20 protein-coding genes and 1 pseudogene are annotated in these 21,011 nt (G+C 65.8%); 13 read left to right on the top strand and 8 right to left on the bottom strand.

Annotation, left to right across the window (positions count from 1 at the left end; translation table 11 throughout):
* Nucleotides 1-19: 19 nt before the first annotated feature.
* The 3 genes and pseudogenes from AAHS21_RS21860 to AAHS21_RS21850 form a co-directional block, all read left to right on the top strand.
* Nucleotides 20-208 (top strand): annotated as a pseudogene (locus tag AAHS21_RS21860) (alpha/beta hydrolase); the annotation flags it as partial.
* 185 nt (nt 209-393) lie between these two features.
* Nucleotides 394-1,209: an SDR family NAD(P)-dependent oxidoreductase gene (locus AAHS21_RS21855; protein ID WP_342929644.1), complete on the top strand. Its 816-nt coding sequence runs from the start codon at nt 394-396 to the stop codon at nt 1,207-1,209.
* 788 nt (nt 1,210-1,997) lie between these two features.
* Entirely contained in the window at nt 1,998-2,918 is a 921-nt protein-coding gene (locus tag AAHS21_RS21850) for a TIGR03619 family F420-dependent LLM class oxidoreductase (RefSeq protein ID WP_342929643.1), read from the top strand.
* A 426-nt stretch (nt 2,919-3,344) separates the two neighbouring features.
* Here the strand turns inward: AAHS21_RS21850 and AAHS21_RS21845 are convergent, their stop codons facing one another.
* The gene (locus AAHS21_RS21845) at nt 3,345-4,517 is read right to left on the bottom strand and encodes a cytochrome P450 (protein WP_342929642.1); all 1,173 of its coding nucleotides are present in this window, start codon (nt 4,515-4,517) and stop codon (nt 3,345-3,347) included.
* Nucleotides 4,518-4,690: 173 nt separating this feature from the next.
* Between AAHS21_RS21845 and AAHS21_RS21840 the strand changes: the two genes are divergently transcribed.
* From AAHS21_RS21840 to AAHS21_RS21830, 3 genes are all read left to right on the top strand, one after another.
* Nucleotides 4,691-5,281, top strand: a complete 591-nt coding sequence (locus tag AAHS21_RS21840) for a TetR family transcriptional regulator (RefSeq protein ID WP_090422571.1) — start codon at nt 4,691-4,693, stop codon at nt 5,279-5,281.
* Nucleotides 5,282-5,546: 265 nt separating this feature from the next.
* A complete protein-coding gene (locus AAHS21_RS21835) occupies nt 5,547-6,410 on the top strand; it encodes a 3-carboxyethylcatechol 2,3-dioxygenase (protein ID WP_342929641.1) in 864 nt (287 codons plus the stop codon).
* A gap of 63 nt (nt 6,411-6,473) precedes the next feature.
* Nucleotides 6,474-7,688: a CaiB/BaiF CoA-transferase family protein gene (locus AAHS21_RS21830; protein WP_342929640.1), complete on the top strand. Its 1,215-nt coding sequence runs from the start codon at nt 6,474-6,476 to the stop codon at nt 7,686-7,688.
* 17 nt (nt 7,689-7,705) lie between these two features.
* Here AAHS21_RS21830 and AAHS21_RS21825 read toward each other — a convergent pair whose 3' ends face one another.
* The 3 genes from AAHS21_RS21825 to AAHS21_RS21815 are packed head-to-tail and all read right to left on the bottom strand — an operon-like array spanning nt 7,706 to nt 9,948.
* Complete coding sequence (locus AAHS21_RS21825; protein WP_342929639.1) at nt 7,706-9,046, bottom strand: TetR/AcrR family transcriptional regulator; 1,341 nt, start codon at nt 9,044-9,046, stop codon at nt 7,706-7,708.
* A 12-nt stretch (nt 9,047-9,058) separates the two neighbouring features.
* Nucleotides 9,059-9,517, bottom strand: coding sequence for a MaoC/PaaZ C-terminal domain-containing protein (locus tag AAHS21_RS21820; protein WP_342929638.1), 459 nt, complete (start codon nt 9,515-9,517; stop codon nt 9,059-9,061).
* Entirely contained in the window at nt 9,514-9,948 is a 435-nt protein-coding gene (locus AAHS21_RS21815) for a MaoC family dehydratase N-terminal domain-containing protein (RefSeq protein WP_342929637.1), read from the bottom strand. Before AAHS21_RS21815 ends, AAHS21_RS21820 begins: the two co-directional genes overlap by 4 nt.
* 79 nt (nt 9,949-10,027) lie before the next feature.
* Here AAHS21_RS21815 and AAHS21_RS21810 point away from each other — a divergent pair, with 79 nt between their 5' ends.
* Both AAHS21_RS21810 and AAHS21_RS21805 read left to right on the top strand, forming a co-directional pair.
* Nucleotides 10,028-11,488, top strand: coding sequence for an aldehyde dehydrogenase (locus AAHS21_RS21810; RefSeq protein WP_342929636.1), 1,461 nt, complete (start codon nt 10,028-10,030; stop codon nt 11,486-11,488).
* Between the two features lie 17 nt (nt 11,489-11,505).
* Complete coding sequence (locus tag AAHS21_RS21805; protein ID WP_342929635.1) at nt 11,506-12,639, top strand: Zn-dependent alcohol dehydrogenase; 1,134 nt, start codon at nt 11,506-11,508, stop codon at nt 12,637-12,639.
* A gap of 34 nt (nt 12,640-12,673) precedes the next feature.
* On the opposite strand, the gene AAHS21_RS21800 is transcribed toward AAHS21_RS21805, so the two are convergent.
* Nucleotides 12,674-13,762, bottom strand: coding sequence for a Gfo/Idh/MocA family oxidoreductase (locus AAHS21_RS21800; protein WP_090422577.1), 1,089 nt, complete (start codon nt 13,760-13,762; stop codon nt 12,674-12,676).
* A gap of 163 nt (nt 13,763-13,925) precedes the next feature.
* Between AAHS21_RS21800 and AAHS21_RS21795 the strand changes: the two genes are divergently transcribed.
* Genes AAHS21_RS21795 through AAHS21_RS21780 form a run of 4 tightly spaced genes read left to right on the top strand, consistent with a single transcriptional unit; the run spans nt 13,926 to nt 17,321 of the window.
* Complete coding sequence (locus AAHS21_RS21795; RefSeq protein ID WP_342929634.1) at nt 13,926-15,176, top strand: cytochrome P450; 1,251 nt, start codon at nt 13,926-13,928, stop codon at nt 15,174-15,176.
* Nucleotides 15,173-15,970, top strand: a complete 798-nt coding sequence (locus AAHS21_RS21790) for an enoyl-CoA hydratase-related protein (protein ID WP_342929633.1) — start codon at nt 15,173-15,175, stop codon at nt 15,968-15,970. The genes AAHS21_RS21795 and AAHS21_RS21790 overlap by 4 nt, the downstream gene beginning before the upstream one ends.
* 2 nt (nt 15,971-15,972) lie before the next feature.
* Entirely contained in the window at nt 15,973-16,398 is a 426-nt protein-coding gene (locus AAHS21_RS21785) for a Zn-ribbon domain-containing OB-fold protein (protein ID WP_342929632.1), read from the top strand.
* Complete coding sequence (locus tag AAHS21_RS21780) at nt 16,395-17,321, top strand: SDR family NAD(P)-dependent oxidoreductase (protein ID WP_342929631.1); 927 nt, start codon at nt 16,395-16,397, stop codon at nt 17,319-17,321. The genes AAHS21_RS21785 and AAHS21_RS21780 overlap by 4 nt, the downstream gene beginning before the upstream one ends.
* Nucleotides 17,322-17,476: 155 nt before the next feature.
* Here the strand turns inward: AAHS21_RS21780 and AAHS21_RS21775 are convergent, their stop codons facing one another.
* The 3 genes from AAHS21_RS21775 to AAHS21_RS21765 form a co-directional block, all read right to left on the bottom strand.
* Entirely contained in the window at nt 17,477-18,619 is a 1,143-nt protein-coding gene (locus AAHS21_RS21775; RefSeq protein WP_090423359.1) for an 8-amino-7-oxononanoate synthase, read from the bottom strand.
* A 175-nt stretch (nt 18,620-18,794) separates the two neighbouring features.
* On the bottom strand, nt 18,795-18,995 hold the full coding sequence (locus AAHS21_RS21770) for a ferredoxin (RefSeq protein WP_085242862.1): 201 nt from the start codon (nt 18,993-18,995) through the stop codon (nt 18,795-18,797).
* Nucleotides 18,995-20,221 carry a cytochrome P450 gene (locus AAHS21_RS21765; RefSeq protein ID WP_342929630.1) on the bottom strand — a complete coding sequence of 409 codons (1,227 nt, stop codon included), beginning with the start codon at nt 20,219-20,221 and terminating at the stop codon, nt 18,995-18,997. The genes AAHS21_RS21770 and AAHS21_RS21765 overlap by 1 nt, the downstream gene beginning before the upstream one ends.
* A 125-nt stretch (nt 20,222-20,346) precedes the next feature.
* Between AAHS21_RS21765 and AAHS21_RS21760 the strand changes: the two genes are divergently transcribed.
* Nucleotides 20,347-20,985 (top strand): TetR/AcrR family transcriptional regulator, encoded by a 639-nt coding sequence (locus tag AAHS21_RS21760; protein ID WP_342929629.1) that lies wholly within the window; start codon nt 20,347-20,349, stop codon nt 20,983-20,985.
* Nucleotides 20,986-21,011 lie beyond the last annotated feature (26 nt).

Raw genomic sequence — 21,011 nt, 5'->3', positions numbered from 1 at the left:
GAGCAGCGAGGAGCAGACTATGCCGATAACGCTCAGCCTCGATGTGACTGGGGCGATCGACTCGGGCGAGCAACTGACCCAGGTCGTGTGGGTATTCCTGCCCGATGAACCTGCCGAGTCCCTCGCCGCGCTGGTGTGCCTGCCCGGCGGCACCTACGACAAGCGCTACTGGCACCTCGAGATCGACGGGCATCCCGGTTACAGCTTCGGCGAACACCTGGCCAGAGCCGTGGGCCAGCCACCGAGCACACACCACTGCTGATCAGCAAGACCTGCGTGCGCGGTAAGAAACATCTCCCCCCAAAGCTCGGCGCAGCCATCGTAATTCGTGATTGTGTATCAGTGTCAGCGAAGCGCTACTGATTAACGCCTGCGGGCGGACGGAGGACGCGGGTGCGCATCATTATCACCGGCGGAAACAGCGGTGTGGGCCGGGCGGCGGCGACCGCGTTGGCGGCCGAGGGCCACGAGGTGCTCATCGCGTGCCGCACCGTGAGCAAGGGCGAGGAGGCCGCCGCCGCGATGAGCGGCCACGTCGAAGTCCACCAGCTCGATCTCGCTGATCTCGCCAGTGTGCGACGGTTCGCCGAGTCCATTGACGTCGCTGATGTTTTGGTCAACAACGCCGGTGTTTTGGGCCTGCCGCTCACACGGACCGTTGACGGGTTCGAGGCGCACATGGGCACCAACTACCTCGGCCACTTCGCCCTGACGTGTCTGCTCGGTGAGCGCATCCGTGACCGTGTCGTCGTGGTGGCCAGTAGCAACTACGCGATGGCGACGCTGCATCTCGACGACCTGAATTGGCACCGCCGGCGATACAACACGTGGGCGGCCTATGGCGAATCGAAACTGGCCGACCTGCTGTTCGTTTGCGAATTGGTTCGACGGGGCCGCACCGCTTATGCGGCCGACCCAGGCATGGTTGACTCCGGTATCACCCGGAACGGCTCGGGCCCGCTGCAGTGGGCAGGCAGGGTATTGTCGCCGCACATCGCTCAACGCCCCAGCGACGGAGCGCGTTCGACCATCCAGGCCATCCACACCGATCTGCCCAACGGGACCTACATTGCACCTCGCGGGCTTGCCCACCAGTGGGGCAAGCCCAAGCCGACCAAGCTGCTCGCCAAGGCTCGCGATCCAGAATGCGCTCGACGGCTGTGGGAGATCTCCGCCGAGCTGACCGGTTGTGACTGGCCCACAGTCTGACTGGGCAAATCCTCGATGCCGGCGTCGTCGCGTTTCGGATCCAAGCCGCCGGCCCAGATGGTGTCCGAGCTTCTCGACGCGCCCGGCGGGCCTGCAAGCGGTAGCGCACCTGGTGTCACACGCTTTCGCGCAATCGGACACCACGAGCCGTTCCCGCTGTGGGTTTGGCAGCCAACTATCACATTTTATTGCGGTGGTCAGAAGGAGCGTATGACCAGGCAGGCTCTGCCCGTAGAACTGCGCTCCGCAGATGACGTGACGCGCCAGCCGGTGACAGAGTCGGTGGCGTCGGGCCGGACCGAGCCCAGCAAGTCGCGCTCGAAGTGGTCGGCGGTCATTCCCGCAAGCACGCTGGCGAGCTCACGAACACGGTCGACGTTCGTTGCCTGCCCGCCGAAGAAACACGATGCGATCCAAGGGCTAGAGGTGCCGCGACCGCCCGCACACCACAGCGACAGCACAGGGGCGAAAGGATATCCGGCCTCGCCTCGCCGAAGCTGGTCAATGTCGACAGCCGACCGGGATCGCTGCCGCCCCGCAGGGGATCGGTCAACGGACGGTGGTGTCGGTGATGCGCCTTGTGAAACGAGTTTTTGACGGCGAACTGTCACTTGTCAGCGATTTCCACGGTATAACGCCGTCATGACGGTGAATCCCGAATTTCGTGCATCGGATGACTCGTTGACGGTTGGCAGTGAACTGCCATAATGTTGCGATCATAGCCTCGGCGTGCGGAGGGCCCGGACTCACCATGCGGACCTGGGGCCAGCGATCCAGGAAGGCGCGTCATGAGATTCGCGGTCTATCTCCCAAACTGCATGAATGTCGCGGCGATCACGCAGCCGTGGGAGCAGCATCTCACGGGGCAGGACATCGCCCGGGTTGCGCAGACGGCCGAGCGCTTGGGCTATTCGATGGTGTTTCTGCCCGAGCACTACCTGACGCCCACCGGGCACGTCGAACTGTCCGGCAACCACTACTTCGACGCCACAACCGCCCAGGCGTTCATCGCCGGCGCCACGTCGACGATCACCATAGGTTCGATGGTGACCATCCTTCCCCTGCACAATCCCGTCATCGCGGCCAAATCCATCGCGACGCTGGACTGGTTCAGCGGCGGCCGGGCACAGGTCACGGTGGGCGTGGGGTGGCTCAAGGAGGAATACGACGCGGTCGGCGTCCCGTTCACTAAGCGAGGCCGCATCGCCGATGAGACCCTGGCGGCGATGTTCGAGCTCTGGCACAGCGACACCCCCAGCTTCGAGGGCGAATTCGTCAGCTTCGATGAAGTGGCCTTCGGACCCAAGCCGGTCAGCCGCCCCCACCCTGTCGTGTGGATGGGCGGCGACGCCGACGCGGTGCTGCGCCGCGCCGCACGGTACGGGGACGGCTGGGCACCGTGGCTGACCAAGCCCGAGGAACTGCCCGCCAAGATGGACTACCTGCGCACTCAGCCCGGCTTCGACGGGCGGCCGTTCTCGCTGTTCTACAGTCTCGCGGTGCTGTCCATCGGCCAGGAGCACGCCGTCGTCGACGATCCGAACGCGCAGTTCGGCCAGAGCGCGCAGCAGGTGATCGACAACTGCTGCAAGCTCGCCGAATTCGGCGTCACCGACACCTGGGTCAATCCGCCACCGCTCAACGACTTCAACGCCTACCTCGACCACATGCAGTGGGTCGCCGAAGAAGTGATCCCCAAAGTCGATTGACCCGTTCGCGGCCGTAGCGTCTCGAGCCACGGACGGTGCATGACTGACTGCGCCGATTTCAGCAGTCAGTCAGAGCCGACACCTTAGCGCCGCCAGGGGAACAGGTGACCACGGTGACACATGATCAACAGCCCGCCGTTAGCTCCCGCAGTTCCTACTGAAGATCGCTCGTGACGATGGTCAGACCACCACGTTCGACGTCGAGATCATCCTCACCCCGCCTGTGACGCGGACCGACAACAATGGAAACCTCAACGGAATCGACTGACGGCGCGACGATCCTCTCTCGTCCTCACCGAATGTGCAGCCCGCATCATTGCCCGGGACGGAACCACCGGCCACGGACACGTCGAGCGCAGCATCCGACGAAACCACCTAACCAGACCAGCGGCCCCGCCAATAAAACCGCTGCCCCAATTTCCTTGATCAGCTGATGACCAGCGGGACCGCGTCGAGGCTGAGCGTGCCGTTGGGCCATGGAACCTGTGGTTGGGCGCCCTCGGCGAGCCGGTAGTCGGGAATCCGGTTGTGCCACTCCTCAAGGATCAGTCGCAACTCCAGCCGCGCCAAGTGGGAGCCAAGGCACCGGTGCGGACCACGACCGAACGCGAAATGCGGTGGGCGCTTTTCCAGGTGGACCTTGTCCACCTCCGCGTACTGCTGGGGATCATGGTTGGCGCAGCCGTAGCTGATCAACACATTGGTATCCTTGGCCACGAAACTGCCGGCGACCTCGACATCTTGGGTAGCAACACGGGGGGCGAACGGCACCGGCGGATCGACACGCAACTGCTCTTCGATGAAGTACGGGATCAGTGAGTAATCGCCTGCGATCTTGGCCCGCATCTCGGTGTCGACCCCGAGGCGGGCAAACGAAAAGCCGAGTGCGGCGGTGACGGTGTCCAACCCCGCCAGCACGAACAGAAAGCACAGACCGAGTATTTCGGCGTCGGTCATGCCGCCTTCGTCGTGCAGGTGGATCAACTGGGATAGCAGATCGTCGCCCTCGGTGTTGGAACGTCGCTCGGCGATGTGCTCGCTGAGGTAGGTGTAGAGCTCCAGGGCATGCTGAAGCGCCTCCGACGTCGGCTCGGCGCTGGCCGGATCGGTGAATTCCAGGATGGAATCCTTCCACTGCACCAGGCGGTCGCGATCCTCCAACGGCAGTCCGAACAACGTCAGGAAGACCTGGGAGGGGAACGGAACAGCCAGATCCGCGACGAATTCGCACTCCCCCTTCATCTTGATCGCATCGATCAGCTCGCCGGCCTGTTTACGCAACTCGGGCTCGCGCTCGGCCATCTTGCGCGGACTGAAGAACGGATCCAGCAGTCGGCGGAAGCGGGTGTGGTCGGGTGGGTCGATCGCGATCGGAACCATCGGCACCGGACTGCCAATACGGTCGAAAGCCCGTGCTGACGAGAAGATCTCGGGATGCTTGGCCGCGAAATCGGCGGCCGCTGCACTGGCCATGACGGCCTGTTCCCCGCTTCGAACCACCTCGCCACGTTCATGCAGCTCTCGCCAGGCGCGGGCGCGATCCTCGCTGAAGGGAAGGTCGTCGACGCTGAACTCCGCTTCCCTGGTGACGTCGGCCATGGACGTTACCTCCTCTCGTTAACCGGCGGCCCCAACCTGCCGAAAGACGAACGTGACAGTAGACTGTCAATCTTGGCAAGTATCGTTGGGGCACCGAACGCTGTCAACGACCCTCGATAGACCTGCCACCGCGGTAATGTCATGAGTAACCGATCACGCGGAAGGAATGACCGATGGCGCGGGGCGATCGTTCGCCGCGAAACGAACATGCGGACCGCACCAGGTCGGCGCTGCTCGATGCCGCCCTGGACCTCTTCAGTGCACATGGCTACGACGAGACCACCACCGAGGAAATCGCCGAGGCTGCGGGAGTGTCGCCGCGGACGTTCTTCCGCTACTTCCCCACGAAGGAGTCGGTGCTGTTCTCCGGGGAATACGATTTCATCCACGCCTTCAGTGCGGTCTATCTGGGCCGGGATGAGTCCTTGTCGGACTACGAGGCGATCGCGGAGTCGTTCGCCCTGCTGGCACCGGGACTCAAGCGCATCCGAAAGCGGATCGGTCAGTATCACGAGGCGATCGCGTCATCGCTGGTGCTACTCGGGCGCGAGCGCAGGAACCACGACGCCAATGCCCACATCGTGGCGAGGGTGATCGCCGAGCGGCGCGGGCTGCCGTCCCCCGATGGCGAGTGCCGATTGCTCGCAGCGATCGGCATGGTGCTCGTAGACCGCGCCATCAAGCAATGGCTGTCGGCCCCAAATACCGGGCTCGACGATCTCATCCGGCAGGAGTTCGCCGCGCTGCCCGCGCTGGTGAAGTGAGACGGGCAACCGGGATCAACCGACCTCGCGTTGCCCGACACAGTCCACGCGACGTCGACGGAGCCGGCGAACAGCTCACCTTATCGTCCCGAGGAACGACCAGAAGCGCACCGGCCGAAGGGGTTTGATCGGCACCGATCGCGGCGCCCCGACGTTGCGCGGCCCCCTTCGCCGCCTCGCCGCATAGCCGCTCTCAACCCCGCGGCTGGACCGGCGGCAGAAGCCGTTCTAACATGTGTGTCACTTATGTGATGAGGTGGCGCCTGTGAATTCCGATCGGCGGCTGGTGGTCTGCGCCAGCCACAGTCCGGGCAAAGAGCGCGACGTCGAGCAGGCGTTCGGGCACAAATTCCGATCCGCGCTGGCATCGGCCGCCGATGACGTCCGCCGTTTCGATCCCGACGTGGTGATCGTGTTCGGCGGTGATCACCGCCGAGCGTTCCGGCAGGTGGTGCCGACCTTCGGCGTGGCGCTGTCCGCGTCGATCATCGCCGAAGGGCGTCATGGCGCCGGTGATCTGCAGGTTGCGTCCGGACTGGCTCGCGAGCTCTGCGAATACCTGCTCACCGTGGGCTTCGACATCGCGGTGTGCCGTGACATCGGACTGGATCATGCATTTGCCCAACCGATTCGAGACCTGGTTGGTGCATTGGATGCCAAGCCGGTCATCCCCGTGCCGGTGAACTGCGCGACCGCCCCGCTGCCGACGGGGCGCCGGGTGGCTGACTTTGGGACGGCGGTCGGGCGATTCCTCGACGGTGTTGACCAACGAGTGCTTGTGATCGGGACCGGCGGGCTCTCACATTCACCGCCGAGCCTAGAGGTCGACACCTATGACCTCAGCGACGAGGAACGGGCACGGTTGATCGCCGACGGGATGGCCGAAGCGCGCACCAGGATCCGCCCGGACTGGGATGCCGAAGTGCTGCAAGCGATGTCGACGTGGGACGTCTCGGCGCTGGTGCGGCTGGTGGACACCGCCCACGCGCGGGCCGGTGCCGGTGCCAACGAGGTCCGGACGTGGGTTGCCGCCGGCGCGGCGGGCGGGGGGCGGCCGGTTTCACCGCTGGTCTACGAGCCGGTTCCCGAGTGGATCACCGGCATGGCCGTCGCCACCTCCCGGAGTTGAGGTGCCCCGACGGGCGGGGCACCAAGCAGCACCGCCGGAAATCAAATCTGACAGTATGTACACATGGCGCGACACGCTGACGATCCGGTCGGGGCGCCGTTGGCGGGCATCACAGTGGTGAGTCTGGAGCAGGCGGTGGCGGCTCCGTATGCCACGCGCCAACTCGCGGACCTTGGCGCTCGGGTGATCAAGGTCGAACGCCCTGATGGTGGAGATTTCGCCCGCGGCTACGACCGCACGGTGCACGGCCAGTCGAGCTACTTCGTGTGGCTCAACCGCGGCAAGCAGTCGCTGACGCTGGACCTCAAACAACCCGCGGGCAGGCAGGTCGTGCATCGCCTCCTGGACAGCGCGGACGTCCTCGTGCAGAATCTGGCGCCGGGCGCCTCGACTCGGCTGGGTCTGGACGCCGCTTCCGTCGGGAAGCGTCATCCGGGCGTGATCGCCTGCACGATAACCGGTTACGGCGAGAGCGGCCCGTGGCGCGACCGCAAAGCCTACGACCTGCTGGTGCAGGCCGAGGCCGGCCTGTTGTCGGTCACCGGCTCGGCGGCGGAGGCGGCGCGGACCGGTATCTCGGTCGCTGACATCGCCGCCGGCATGTTCGCGTTTTCCGGGCTTCTCAGCGCGCTGTATGTGCGTGCCACCACCGGTGAGGTCCGACCGGTGTCGGTGTCGTTGCTCGACGCGCTGGCCGAATGGATGGGACAACCGCTGTACTACGGTCACTACGGCGCTCGCCGGTCCCCGCGCACGGGTGCCCGCCATGCGACCATCGCCCCGTACGGCCCTTTCACCGCCGGCGACGGCGGTACGGTGCTGCTGGCGGTCCAGAACCAGCCGGAGTGGCAGCGGCTGTGTGAGTTCGTATTGGACAGACCTGATCTGGTGCATGATGCCCGCTTTGCGGCCAACCCCGACCGGGTGGCGCACCGCGAGGAGCTGGAGGCGATTATTACCGCCGCGATCGCTTCGCTGACCGCTGACGAACTTCAGCGTCGGCTCGACGCGGCCGGTGTGGCCACGGCGCGGATCAATGACGTCGAGCAGGTGTGGAACCATCCGGCGCTGGCTGGGCGGGACCGCTGGCGGCAATTCAACACACCGGGCGGCCCTGCGGAGGCGCTCATCCCCCCGGCCACATTGGCCGGCGTGCAGGCACGAATCGGCGACGTGCCCGCGCTCGGTGCGCACAGCCGAATGATCTTGGAGGGGTTGGGCTTTTCGCATGAGGATATCGCTGAGCTGGCGCGAACGCGTGTCACCACGTTGGCCTGATCGGGGGATCGCGGAATTTAGTCGGCCACCTCAAAGAATCCCCGCCGCAGACAACTCAGCAGCAAGTCGACGACCTTGTCGCTGCTGATCGGCTCGGGCAGATCCAGCGCGGCCTGCGGGACCCTGGTCAGCAGGGCGCGAACGATGACCGCCGAGACGATCGGATCGAACGGGTAGGGGCCCGGGTGCTGGATCAGCATCGTCGCCACGCCGATATCCATCAGCACCTGGCCGTTTTCACCGAGGGCGATCACCGTCGGGTCATCGGCGGTGTTCTCCACCCACACCTCGATGCAACCCGAGTAGCGATCGTAGAAATCGATATAGGCGCTCAGCCACTGTCGCAGCGTCGGCGGATCCGCCAGCGGGTCGATGCGGGCGATCTGGTCGGCGAACGCCTTAGCGGCGTCATAGATTTCGGCGGCGGTGGCCACCAGCAGATCCTGCTTGTCTCGGAAGTACTTGTAAAAGGTGCCCCGCGCGACAGCCGCCGCCTCGACGATGTCGTCCACGCTGGTGCGCCGGTACCCCCGTTCGCGGAATTGCGCCGCGCCCGCGTCGGCCAGCGCGACAACGGTGGCGACCGCGCGCTGGCTCAGCGCCGCGCTGCGCTCGGTGATCGACAAGCCGGTGGTGTCCGGCGCCGGCGGCACCGCAACGGCGGCCACGGCACGAGCCGGGTCGCTGACAGTGTGCAACCGCAGGCTCGTCAGGACCGCGGGTGGCGTCTCGGGGAACAGCATCAGCTGCAGGAACACCGACAAGGTGTCCATCACTTGCTTGGCGTTGTAACCGTAAGCGCGCCCGGTGTGGACGTAGAGGTTGATCCGGTGCACCAGCGCGGTCATCGTCATCGCCGCAACTTCTGGATCGATGCCGCGCACACCGGAGGCGGCCAGCCGCTCCGCGATGCGGCGGTTGTAGCTGCGCACGAACCCCGAGATCGTCGGGCCCACCTTGGTGTCCGACGATGCGATCGCGGTCCACTGGATGAACATCGTGGAGTACTTCTCGAAAACCCAGCTCCACTCGCCCAACCACCAGTTCAGGTTGTCGAAGCCCACCTCATCGGGCCCTAGTGGGCCGATTCGGCGGGCGACCCGGAACAGCGCACTGCCGCACTCGTCGAGCAGTTCCAGGAATATCTCGTCTTTGCCATGAAAGTACTGGTAGAGCGTGGCACGGGAGACGCCCGCGGCCTTGGCGATCGCATCGACGGAGGTGTCGAAGAATCCGAGGCGGCCGAACAGCTCGAGTGACACCTCGGCGATTCGGTTGCGTGTGGTGGCGCCCCGGATGCCGATCTCCGGGCTGGACGGGCCGTAGCTGGCTCGGCGCACGATCGACGCATCGGACATGGTCTGTCCAGCTTATGGCCGATTCGCATCGCCGGCGCCACCCGCCGAAGCGTTTCGCGCGATGAAGAAGTCGGCGGTCCCGGTGACGGCCACCCCGCCGCCCTGCCGGGTGCCCGTCAGCTCCACCGTCACCTGGTCGCCGCTCTCCTCGGCGGCGATGTCAATGATTCGTCCGGAACACATCAGCACATCGTCGGGCCAGACCTGCTCACGGAAGCGCACGCCGAAGCGCCGGAGGGTCTCGGCGCCCAGCCAATCCGTGGCGAAAGTGGCCAGCAGCGCCGCGGTCAGCATGCCCTGGGCGAAGGCGGACGGGTAACCGGCCGAACGCGCATACTCGTCGTCGTAATGCATGGGATTGAAGTCGCCGGACGCGCCGGCGTATCGGACGAACATCTGCCGGGTCATCGGCCCGAACTCACGCGGTTGGGCCTCGAGGCCGACGTTCAGCGCCGCGACACCTGCGGTCATCCGCCAGCCGTTTCAATAAACGTGGCCTTCGCCTCGGCGACCAACGCGCCATCGGGCGCGCGGAATTCGGTCACCACGGTCGCAAACCGCATTGTCCCGCCGCGCTTGCCGGGCTTCTCGAACCGGTCGACGATTCGCTCGTGTGCGGTCAGGGTGTCCCCGGCCCTCGGCAGCGGACCGTGGAAGGTGTACTCCTGTTCCCCGTGTAACAACCGCTTCCGGTCGAAACCGACATCGACCCGCGCGCCGGGCGGCGCCCACCGGCCGGCGGTGGTCAAGAACGTCGGCGGAATGATCGCATCGGCGCCGCGGTACGCGGGATTGCTCGACGCCATGGCGTCGGCGAACTCGGCGATTTTCCCGCGTTCGACAATCACCTCCCATGGCTGCCCGACAATCGGGGCGGCCGCGGGTTCGGGCGATGGACTCATGTGATCAATAGTGTCAGAAAATTCACCGGAGCGAAACCTGGCACCTGACATGAAGCGGCTATAACCCGCTTGTACAAAGATGACATTACTGCCAGAATCGGCCGATATGATCACGTTGGCGGCGAGTTATGTCGCGGGCAAGTGGGGCGGCGGCACCGGCGAGCAGTTTGCGGTGACATCGCCGGCGACGGGTGAGCGGATCGGCGCCGTGGGTGCTGCCGGCGCCGGTGACGTCGACGCCGCGGTCGCTGCGGCCGGCACCGCCCTGGTGTCCTCGCCCTGGCGCGACTTCTCCCCTGCCGAGCGGGCCGCGGCGCTGAGCCGGCTTGCCGATGCGCTGACCGCCCGCAAGGGCGAACTCGCCGATCTCATGACAGCCGAGATCGGCTCCCCCCGGAAGTGGAGCACTTTCGGCCAGGTGCTCACCGCCGTCGGTGCGCTGCGCGCCTATGCTGCGATCACCCCGGACTACCCGTTCGAATCCACCCGCCCGTCAGCAACCGGTGGCACCGTCACGGTCAGCCAGCTCCCCGTCGGTGTGGTGGGGGCGATCATCCCGTGGAACACGCCGTTATTCATCGCCGCACTGAAGCTCGGCCCGGCGCTGTCCGCGGGCTGCACCGTTGTGCTGAAGCCGTCGCCGGACGCGCCGTTGAGCATCGGTGTGCTCACCAAGGCCATCGAAGAGGCCGGTCTGCCCGACGGTGTGGTCAACGTCGTCAACGGCGGTACGACCACCGGTGCGGCACTGATGTCGCATCCCGCGGTGGACAAGATCAGCTTCACCGGGTCCACCACGGTGGGTGCGCAGATCGCGGCGGCCTGCGGATCACAGATCCGCCGCTGCAGCACGGAATTGGGCGGCAAATCAGCTGCCATCGTCCTCCCCGACGCGCCCCTGGAATCGACGGTCAGCGGGCTGGTCGGTGGGGTGATGGGCAACAACGGTCAGCTGTGCGCCGCACTAACCCGAATCATATTGCCGCACAGCCGCTATGACGAATTCACCACCGCGCTGACCACCGCGGTGGCGGGGCTCAGCGTCGGGGACCCGGCCGACCGATCCACCGACATCGGTCCGCTGATCAACGAGTCCGCCCGCGACCGGGTGGAGGGCTTCCTGCAGCGGGCCCGGGGAGAGGGCGCCACCATCCTGACCGGCGGCGAGTGTCTTACGGGGCCAGGGTGGTTCGTCACCCCCGCGGTGGTGGCTGCAACCAACGACATGGAGATCGCCCGCGAAGAAGTCTTCGGACCCGTCGCGGTGGTGATCACCTACGACGACGCCCAAGGAGACAGTGCCGCGGTGAGCATCGCCAACGACTCGAAATACGGCCTGGTGGGTGCGGTCTGGTCGGCCGACGGTGACCGGGCGGCGGCGGTGGCGTCGCGGTTGCGGGTGGGATCGGTGGCGGTCAACTCGACTGCGGTCCTGGATTTCGGCAGTCCGTTCGGCGGCTTCAAACAGTCCGGCATCGGCCGCGAGGGAGGCCCGGAGGGCATCGCCGGTTTCGTCGAGTATCAAGCCGTCATTCGCTAGACCGGAAGGGCACATCAATGCAGACGCAGGCGGCGGTGCTGTGGGAACGAAACACGCCGTGGTCGATCGAAACGATCGAGCTCGATCCGCCGAAGGCACCCGAAGTACTCGTCGAACTGCACGCGTCGGGGATGTGTCACTCCGACGATCATCTGGTGACCGGCGACATGCCGATCCGGCTGCCGTGCATCGGCGGCCACGAAGGCGCGGGTGTGGTGAAGGCCGTCGGCGACCATGTGTCGTGGCTACAGCCCGGTGACCACGTGGTGTTCAGCTTTATCCCGTCCTGTGGGCGCTGCCCGTCATGTTCGACCGGCCATCAGAGCCTGTGCGACCTGGGCGCAAAGATCTACTCCGGGATGCAGATTCACGACGGAACCGCTCGTCACCACGCGGGCGGGAAGGATCTGGCGCTTGCCTGCGGTGTCGGTTCGTTTTCGCACCACACCGTCGTGCACGAGGCGAGCTGCGTCAAGATTCCCGAGCACTACCGACTCGACCTCGCCTGCCTGCTTGGCTGCGGGTTCATCACCGGATGGGGTTCGTCGGTCTACGCCGCCGATGTGCGGCCCGGGGACACCGTCGTGGTGGCCGGTGTCGGCGGTATCGGTGCGGCGGCCGTACAGGGCGCGCGGCTGGCCGGGGCGCGCACGATCACGGTGATCGACCCATCGGAGTACAAGCGTGAAGAAGCCAGGAAGATGGGCGCCACGCACACCGCGGCGAACTGGAAAGAAGCAAAAGGCGTTGTCGCCGAAGCGACGTGGGACCGCGGCGCGGACAAGTTCATCTGCGCTATGGGTGTCGGCGACGGGCAGCTGGTCGGCCAGGCGCTGGCCATGACGGCCAAACGCGGCAAGCTGGTCGTCACCAATATCCACCCGATGCTGGAACGCGAAATCCGGGCCAACCTGATGGACCTCACCCTGACGGAGAAGCAGATCATCGGCACGCTGTACGGCTCTGGCAACCCGCGGGCCGACATCCCGAAAATCCTGGAACTGTACAGCGCCGGACAGGTGGATCTGGAGTCGATGGTCACTCGGACGTACCCGCTAGAGAAGGTCAACGACGGCTACGCCGACATGCACGCCGGCGCCAACATTCGCGGAGTGCTGATCTATCCGGCGGCCGAGGGGTCCAACACGTAAGAGCCTTGGCGTGCCATGAACCCCAATGGCACGCTCACGCGGTCGCATGAACGGTCTCCCATCCGCCTCCCTCGGCGGATCGGTGCGCGGCATCGATCACGGCGAGGCTGAGCAGTCCGTCCTCGAAGGTGGCCACGGTGACCGGTTCCCCGTCGAAGGCCGGGCGCCAGTCCTCGAGCATGAGGGCCATCGCCCGACTGGCGTGTCCGGCCAGTCCCTTGGGCAGGCGCTCCGGGTGGGCCGGCTCGCGGTCGTTGACCGCCAGCGGGGTCAATCCGTCGTCAGCGGCCGCCCCTGCCACATATGCGGTCGATCGCAGATCGCCGTCGCCGATGATGGTGCCGTCGGCGCCGAACAACTCCAGGCGGAAATGGTCGGCGTGCGCGCCGATCACCGACACACTGAGGATGGCGGTCAGCCCGGACTCCATGCGCAGCAACAGAGCGGCGGTGTCATCGGCAGTGATGTGCAACGTCTCGCCGTCGGGAAGTTCGCGGAACGGGTCACTGTTGCGGACTTCCGCGCACACCGACTCCGGGCGGCCGAACAAGCTGCACAAGAAGTCGAGGTCATGGACCAGCATCCCGGCGAGGTATCCCCCGCCCTGGGCGCGGTCGTACATCCAGCGCGCCTGTGGCTGATGACTCGGGTGCCAGTACGACGCGCTACGGCTGACCCTGGCGAGGTACTGCTTGCCGAGGAAACCCGAGCGGACCAGGTGGGCCACGGCCAGCCAGTCGGGGTTCCATCGGTTCTCGAAGCAGCAGGCAGTGGGCCGACCCGACTGCGCGGCGGCGCACACCATGTCACGGGCTGCCTCGAGATCTCCCGCCAACGGCTTCTCGCACAGCACAGCCTTTCCGGCGGCCAGAGCGGCCAGCGCCATGTCGTGGTGCAACACGGTCGGTGTGGCGACGGAAATGACATCGAGATCGTCGCGGGCGACGAACGACTGCCAGTCGGTGGACGTGTCCTCGATGGCGAGCTTGGCCGCGACGCGGCTCAACCGCTCGGGCGTGCGCGCGCACAACGCGACTGGCTCGAAGCCGTCGGCCGCCCGGAAACCCGGAACCTGCACGTGCGCGCCCCAGCCCACTCCCACCACACCGACCCGCAGCGTCATCTGCCCTCCTCGGCGCCGAACCGATCCGCCCCCGACTTACAGTGACACTAATGTTAGATTCTGCATCCGTCCAAGGGGCTGGCAGATACTGGATGGCGTTCTCCCAATTGTTTCCCGGTACCTATTCGTTGCCTCAGGGTGACACGAGTGCCAGAATCGGGGTGTGAACGCGCTCGACACCGACGAACTGGAATTCACCTCACTCATCGACCTGGGGTGGTGGCAAGACCACCCCGACCAGCGCACCGCGCTGTATCGCCGACTTCGGGACGCCGGCCGACCGGTGTTCGTGCCGATCGGGCGGAAAGGCAAGGGATTCTGGGCGGTCGGTACCCACGCCGACATCGTTGACATCAGCCGTCGCCCCGCGGAGTTCTGTTCGGGTCAGGGCACTCAGATCTTCGACCAGACACCGGAGATGCGGGAGTACCGCGGATCGATCATCGACATGGATGACCCCGAACACATGCGGATCCGCAAGATCGTGTCCCGCGGCTTCACCCCGCGCATGCTCGCGGAACTGCGCGGCCTGGTCGAATCCACCACCGCCGAGATTCTCGACGCGATGCCCGCGTCAGGCGAGTGCGATTTCGTCAGCGACTTCGCGATCCTGCTGCCGTTGCGAATCATCGACACCATGCTCGGTGTGCCGCGCGAACACGAGCAGTTCATTCTGCAGTCCACCAACGTGATCCTGGGGGCCTCGGACCCGGAATACGTGCCCGAGCAGAGCGTCGCCGGTATCGAGGCCGCCGTCACCGAGACCAGTGTCAAGATGATCGAGCTGCTCAAGGGGATCGCCGAGGACCGCATCGCCAACCCCACCAACGATGTGATCAGCAAGTTGGTCACCTCGGAGGAGGAAAACCTCACCCCACAGGAGCTGGCGAAGTTCTTCATCCTGCTGGTGGGGGCGGGTAACGAGACCACCCGCAATGCGTTGACCCACGGTCTGCACATCCTGACCCACCACCCCGATCAGCGCGACAAGCTACTCAGCGACTACGACACGCTCGCCCCCAGGGCGGTCGAGGAGATCCTGCGGTACGCCAGCCCGGTGATCCACATGCGCCGAACCGTGACCGCCGACGGGGTGACGCTCGCATCCGGTTCCCACACCTTCGCCAAGGGCGACCGGGTGGTGATGTGGTATCCGGCGGCCAACCGCGATCCGGCGGCCTTCGACGATCCGGAGCTCTTCGACATCACCCGCAACCCGAACAATCACCTGGCCTTCGGTGGTCCCGGACCGCATTTCTGCCTGGGCGCACACCTGGCCCGGCTGGAGCTCAACGTGGCCTTGAAGATGATCTACGATCGCTACCCCGACATCAGGACAGTCGGCGAACCCGTGATGCTGCGCTCCAATTTCGTCAACGGCATCAAGCACCTGAATGCGATTTACACGCCATGACCACCACCATCCTGTCCGACGTCGCCGACGGCGTCATGACCATCACGCTCAACCGGCCGGATGCGGCCAACGCGTTGCGACCCGCCGACCGCGACGCGCTCATCGCGCTGTTGTCGACCGCCGACACCGACGAGCGGGCACGCGTTGTGGTGTTGCGCGCCAACGGGAAACACTTCTGCTCCGGCGCCGATGTGAACGCGCTGCAGGATCGCCGTCAGACGGTCCAGAAACGGGTACTGGACCCGATGCGGCGCATCATGAGCGGCGCGCAGAAGCTGATAGCCAGCATCTTGGACTGCAACAAACCGGTCATTGCCGTGGTACAGGGCGCTGCCGCGGGACTCGGCGCCCACATCGCCTACGCCAGCGACCTGGTCATCGCGGCCGAGAACGCCTACTTCACAGAATCTTTCGTCAAGCGGGGCCTTACCGTCGACGGCGGTGGCTGTTACCTGCTGCCCCGGCGCATCGGCATGCAGAAAGCCAAGGAGATGGCGTTCTTCGGGGAAAAGCTGGGTGCTGCCGAAGCGTTGGCATTGGGCCTGGTGAACCGGGTGGTGCCGGCCGAGGAACTCGACGCCGCGGTAGCCGACTTCGCCGACCGACTGGCCACGGCGCCCACCAGCGCGATCGCGCTCACCAAGCGCCTCCTCAACGACTCCCCCGACTGCGACCGCCGCGCCGCTTTCACCGCCGAAGCGATGGCCCAGGAGATCCAGTCCTATTCGCATGACTCCCAAGAGGGGGTGCAGGCATTCGTCGAGAAGCGCCCGACCCGCTACACCGGGTGGTGACCATGGCCCGCGCCGACATCCCGGTCATCGACCCGGCCAGCGCACCGTATTGGCAGGCGGCGCGGCAGGGCCGGCTGCTGATCGCGCACTGCCGCGCCTGCGCGACGGTGCACCACTACCCGCGCCCGTTCTGCCCGTACTGCTGGAGCGACGACGTCGTTCCGGTCCAGGCCAGCGGTAGCGGCATCCTGTACACGTATTCGACGGTGTACGTCAACGATCTCCCACCGTTCCGCGACCGGGTGCCCTATATCGCGGCCATTGTCGAACTGGCTGAGGGGCCGCGGGTGATGACGACGATCGAGGGTGTTCCCCACGAACAGCTACGCATCGGAATGGCGGTCACCGCTGAATTCCGGCCCGTCGACGACCAGGATCCGGACAGCCCCTATCTGACGGTCTTCACCGCAAGCAAGGAGGACGAGTGAAAGGACTACTCGACGGCAAGGTTGCCTTGATCACCGGTGCCGGACACGGCATCGGTCGCGGGCATGCGCTGGAGCTGGCCAAACACGGCGCGACGGTGATCGTCAACGACCTGGGCACCTCGTTGGCCGGCGAGGGCAGCGGAAAAGTCGCCGATGAGGTGGTACAGATCATCGAAAACCGAGGCGGCAAAGCGGTTTCGGACTTCAGCGACGTCGGCGACGAAGAGCAAGTCGAGCTCGTGGTCGAACGCGCCTACTCCCAGCTGGGTCGGCTCGACATCGTCGTGAACAATGCGGGCATCGTCCGCGACAAGGCGATCTGGAACATGACCGCCGAGGACTTCGACCTCGTGATGCGGGTGCATGTTCGGGGCAGCTGGCTGACCAGTCGCGCGGTCACCCGACAATGGCGTGCGGAGTCGAAGGCCAACGGTGGCACCAAGGTGTATGGCCGGATCATCAACACCACCTCAGGAGCCGGCCTGCACGGACACTTCGGGCAAACCAACTACAGTGCGGCCAAGGCCGCGATCGTCGGCCTGACCCAGACCCTGAGTCTGGAACTGGCGTCGATCGGCGCCACCGCCAACATCATCAGCCCCGGTGGCCGCACGCGGATGTCAGCGTCGATGCCCGGAGCTGCGGCGGCGATCGAACCCGACGAACGCGCCGAGGACGAATTCGACCCCAAGGACCCGTCGCTGAGCTCACCGGTGGTGGCGTGGCTGGCAAGTCCAGAAGCCGGCCACATAAGCGGACAGGTCATCCGCGCGCTCGGGGAGAACATCCAGTTGCTCAAGGGCTGGCATCCGGTCACGACGGTCTCCAGCGACCAGAAGCGCTGGGACGCAAACACGCTCGGTGTGATCATGGCGACTGACGTATTCGGCACCCGCAATCCGGGACTGCGGCTCGGCGGCTGACTGCCCGCCTCACCCAGCAGCGCGGCCAGCTGATCGGATGTGCTGCAAGCCAACGCCGGGTTGCCCCTGGCGACGCGCACCTTCTGCGCATCTTCTGGTGTCGTCGGGCGTTTCGAACCGGCAATGGCGACACCGATGGGGTTATCCGGTCCGGACTAGCCGGTAAGTTGGGCGTTGCTCCATTCGGTTTGTGCCACCGCCGGACGAATTTTACCGAGAACCGTTGCGATGGTGTCCATCTCGGTGTCGGTTAAATTGGCGCGCGCCGTCAAACGCAGCCTGGACGTGCCGGCTGGCACGGTCGGCGGCCGAAAGCAGCCAACGCTCAGTCCGCCGGCTCGGCAGGCCTGAGCGGCCGCATAGGCGCGCTGCGGCTCCCCCAGCACGACGGAGACAACCGCCGAATCCGGTTGGGCCACCGACACGATGCGCGAGATCTCGGCGGCGCGGGCCAGTGCCCGACCCGCCATCGTCGGGTCCCGGCGCAATAGCCGTAACGAGGCCAGCGCGGCCCCCACGGCGGCTGGGGCCAGTCCGGTGTCGAAGATGAACGTCCGTGCGGTATCGATCAGGTGGCTGCGCAGTCGCTCGGTCCCCAGCACCACACCGCCCTGGGCTGCCAGCGCCTTCGACAGCGTCGCGGTGATCACCAGATCGGGCTGGCCGGCCAGACCGAGTTCATGCACGAGACCGCGACCGCCCTCGCCGCGTACGCCGATGCCGTGCGCCTCGTCGACGATCAGCACCGCCTGGTGGGCGCGCACCACGCGGTGCAGCTCCGCCAATGGCGCCAGGTCGCCATCAGCGCTGAACACCGATTCGGTGATCACCAGGGCGCGCTCCTCGGCGCGTTCGGCCAGCAGCCGCTCGATCGACGCAACGTCGCCGTGCGGGGTGACCTCCACCCTGGCTCTCGACAGCCGGCAGGCATCCACCAGCGACGCGTGGCTGCTGGCATCGGAGATCACCAGCGTTCCGCGCGCGGCCAGGGCCGTCACCACGCCCAGATTGGCGGCGTACCCGGAGGCAAACACCAGGCCTGCCTCTGCTCCGACGAAGTCGGCAAGCTCTGTCTCCAGCTGCTCGTGGTCAAGGGTCGTGCCGGTCACCAGCCGGGACCCGGTTGCTCCCGTGCCCCAGGTGCGGACGGCCTCGATCGCACCCTGGATCACTGCGGGATGCCGCGACAGTCCCAGGTAGTCGTTGGATGCCAGATCGATCAGCCCGCTCTGCGGCGGTCGCGCCCGCAGCTCCCGACGCAGGCCAGCCCGCACGCGCTCCTCGGCACGCAGGTCCATCCAGTTCAGCGGGTCCAAATCCACAGCTAGCGAGCTTACTTAAACAGTGTTCAATGATTGCGGTGGGCTGCCGATCGGTGCCGAACTCCGGGGAAGATAGGGACCGTCGGCTCCGGCCTAGGGATTTCAGGCGTGCTCTGGGGCGCTTAGCTGCCCGCAGAGGTGTAGCCGACCGTTATTCGTCGTCGAAAACTTTCAGTACCCCTTCTGGGCAGGCGCTTGCACCTGCGATCGCGCTGTCGCGCAGCGATTCGTCGATCACGCTGGGCGGTGGCAGGAGATATCCGTTGTCGTCGAGCTCATAGACGTCGGGCGCCGCGGCGTTGCACTGTGCATGCCCGACGCAGCGTGATTGGTCGAATTCGATTCTGGGCATCAGGATTTCACTCCCGTAAGGTTGCCCGGGGTGAACTTGATCGGCAGGCTGCGCGGGGCGTATACCTCACCGGCATCCTCGAACATCACCGCAGGTCCGTTTGCTTCGAAATCGGGCAGGCGTTCGAGGATTTCGGCGATCATCTCCTGAAACATCATCCGTGCCAAATGTGAGCCCAGGCAGCGATGTTGTCCGACCCCGAATGCCATGTGTTTCTGGCTGTTCTTGCGCCAGAGGTCGATCTTGTCCGGCTCGTCGAACACCGCCGGGTCGCGGTTGGCGGCCGCCCACATGAGGATGGCGCGGTCACCGGCTTTGAGTTGCTGGCCGTGGAATTCCGCGTCGCGCGACACCGTGCGGGCCAGCCCCAACGTCGGCGTGGCGTGCCGGAGGAACTCGTCGGTGGCGGGTTTAAGCAATTCGGGCTGATCGATAAGGACCTGACGCAGCTCAGGCTGATTGATCAAGCGCAGCAGCACGTTTCCGGTCAACCCACTGGTGGTGTCCATGCCGCCCAGCATCATCATCACCGTGTACATCAGGATCTGGCTGTCGTCGAGAGGGACGCCGTCGATCTGGCCGTCGAGGATCTCGCCGAACAGGTCGTCGCCGTTCTCACCGGCCTCGCGGCGCTCGGCCATGTGCTTGTGGATTTCGCCGAACAGCTCCATGGCCGCGGTGGCGGCCTTCTCCTCGTCGTGGGTGCGGTCGTGGACAAAGGTGTGCACCCAGCCCACCCACTGCCGATACTTCGATTCGTCGAACCCCAGCATGTGCAGCACCAGTTTGGCCGGCAGTGGGGTGGTCAGCTCGCCAACGATGTCGCACTCACCTCGCTCGATGAACTCGTTGACCATCTCGGTGGCCATCCGCCGCGCCGCCGGTCGCAACCGTTCGGCCGCACCGGGCGAGAACGTCTTCACCGTCACCTGGCGCAGCTTCTTCGTCAGCGGTGGGTCGGACTCGATCGGAATGATCGGGAAGGGAGCCGTGCTGGCCGGCACGCCCACGGAGGGATACGAATTGAACAGATCGTCGTCGCGCGCGGCGTCGAATACCGACGCGTAGTCCAGCAGCGACCAGAAACCGCCATGCTGCCCGGAATGGGTGACCGGGCACTGGGCGCGCATCTGCGCGAGCGCCGCGTGGGGAGGCGCCTCCCGGAACTCCGGCGAATGGTGATCGAAGTTCGCGTGGAGGGGGCAGACCTCCTGCTCGACTGTCATGGCCGTGGTCCCTTCGTGGACTGCAAGAACGTGTCAAAAACTACAATTTCCGTCACTTTGTAGTGTGCGCTACACGCTAAGCAATTGTGTAGTCTCGGTCAAGTATCACAGGTAAGGTGCCGATCATGACGGTCACCGGGCAGGCAACTCCGGGCCGCGCCACGGCCTGGGGCGCCGATACACCTATCGATGAGCAGCAGGCCCGGGATCGGCTGCTCGACGCCGCCGAGGCCTGCTACGCCGACCGCGGGCCCAGCCGCACGCGGATGAGCGACATCGCGCACCGCGCCGGCGTGCACCGCACCACGGTGTACTCGTATTTCCCCAACAAAGACGCGGTGCTGGCAGCATGTTTCGTGCGTGCGGTGACCGAGGTCCTCGACGCCGGCGAGCCATGCTGGCACACCGACGAGCCGTTCCTCGAGCAGCTGGTGCAGGCGATGCTTATCGGTATGGAGGCCGGGCGCCGATCACCGACCATGCGGCTGCTGATCGGTGAGCAGGAAGCCGGACGCACGTTCCGGGCCGCCGAAGCCTCCGAGCTGTGGCGCCGGGACCTCGCCGAAAACCTCGGTCAACGCATTGCGGCCGCAGCCGCCACCGGTCAGGTCCGCGACGACGTGTCCCCGGAAACAATGGCCCACTGGGTCACCCGCATTGCATTCAGCCTGGTCGCCGAACCGGCCCGGCCCGAAGACGGCGGCGACGAGGGCATCTTACGGACCTTCCTCATCGCGTCCCTCGCGCCGGCCGAAAGAGCCTGAGCCGTATCACGATATCTCGTTGCGGA

It is taken from the genome of Mycobacterium sp. 050272 (assembly GCF_039023525.1).
GTDB lineage: Bacteria > Actinomycetota > Actinomycetes > Mycobacteriales > Mycobacteriaceae > Mycobacterium.
The sequence above is the reverse complement of the archived record's forward strand: the minus strand, read 5'-3'. Positions and strand labels throughout refer to the sequence as shown.

Excerpts from the sequence above, each read along its gene's own strand:
- AAHS21_RS21815 (WP_342929637.1), bottom strand. The coding sequence starts at position 9,948 with ATGAGTCCATCGCCCGAACCCGCGGCCGCCCCGATTGTCGGGCAGCCA.
- AAHS21_RS21800 (WP_090422577.1), bottom strand. The coding sequence starts at position 13,762 with ATGACGCTGCGGGTCGGTGTGGTGGGAGTGGGCTGGGGCGCGCACGTG.
- AAHS21_RS21790 (WP_342929633.1), top strand. The coding sequence starts at position 15,173 with ATGACCACCACCATCCTGTCCGACGTCGCCGACGGCGTCATGACCATC.
- AAHS21_RS21840 (WP_090422571.1), top strand. The coding sequence starts at position 4,691 with ATGGCGCGGGGCGATCGTTCGCCGCGAAACGAACATGCGGACCGCACC.
- AAHS21_RS21850 (WP_342929643.1), top strand. The coding sequence starts at position 1,998 with ATGAGATTCGCGGTCTATCTCCCAAACTGCATGAATGTCGCGGCGATC.
- AAHS21_RS21825 (WP_342929639.1), bottom strand. The coding sequence starts at position 9,046 with ATGTCCGATGCGTCGATCGTGCGCCGAGCCAGCTACGGCCCGTCCAGC.
- AAHS21_RS21820 (WP_342929638.1), bottom strand. The coding sequence starts at position 9,517 with ATGACCGCAGGTGTCGCGGCGCTGAACGTCGGCCTCGAGGCCCAACCG.
- AAHS21_RS21775 (WP_090423359.1), bottom strand. The coding sequence starts at position 18,619 with ATGGACCTGCGTGCCGAGGAGCGCGTGCGGGCTGGCCTGCGTCGGGAG.
- AAHS21_RS21770 (WP_085242862.1), bottom strand. The coding sequence starts at position 18,995 with ATGCCCAGAATCGAATTCGACCAATCACGCTGCGTCGGGCATGCACAG.
- AAHS21_RS21830 (WP_342929640.1), top strand. The coding sequence starts at position 6,474 with ATGGCGCGACACGCTGACGATCCGGTCGGGGCGCCGTTGGCGGGCATC.
- AAHS21_RS21810 (WP_342929636.1), top strand. The coding sequence starts at position 10,028 with ATGACATTACTGCCAGAATCGGCCGATATGATCACGTTGGCGGCGAGT.
- AAHS21_RS21765 (WP_342929630.1), bottom strand. The coding sequence starts at position 20,221 with ATGACAGTCGAGCAGGAGGTCTGCCCCCTCCACGCGAACTTCGATCAC.
- AAHS21_RS21760 (WP_342929629.1), top strand. The coding sequence starts at position 20,347 with ATGACGGTCACCGGGCAGGCAACTCCGGGCCGCGCCACGGCCTGGGGC.
- AAHS21_RS21805 (WP_342929635.1), top strand. The coding sequence starts at position 11,506 with ATGCAGACGCAGGCGGCGGTGCTGTGGGAACGAAACACGCCGTGGTCG.
- AAHS21_RS21785 (WP_342929632.1), top strand. The coding sequence starts at position 15,973 with ATGGCCCGCGCCGACATCCCGGTCATCGACCCGGCCAGCGCACCGTAT.
- AAHS21_RS21845 (WP_342929642.1), bottom strand. The coding sequence starts at position 4,517 with ATGGCCGACGTCACCAGGGAAGCGGAGTTCAGCGTCGACGACCTTCCC.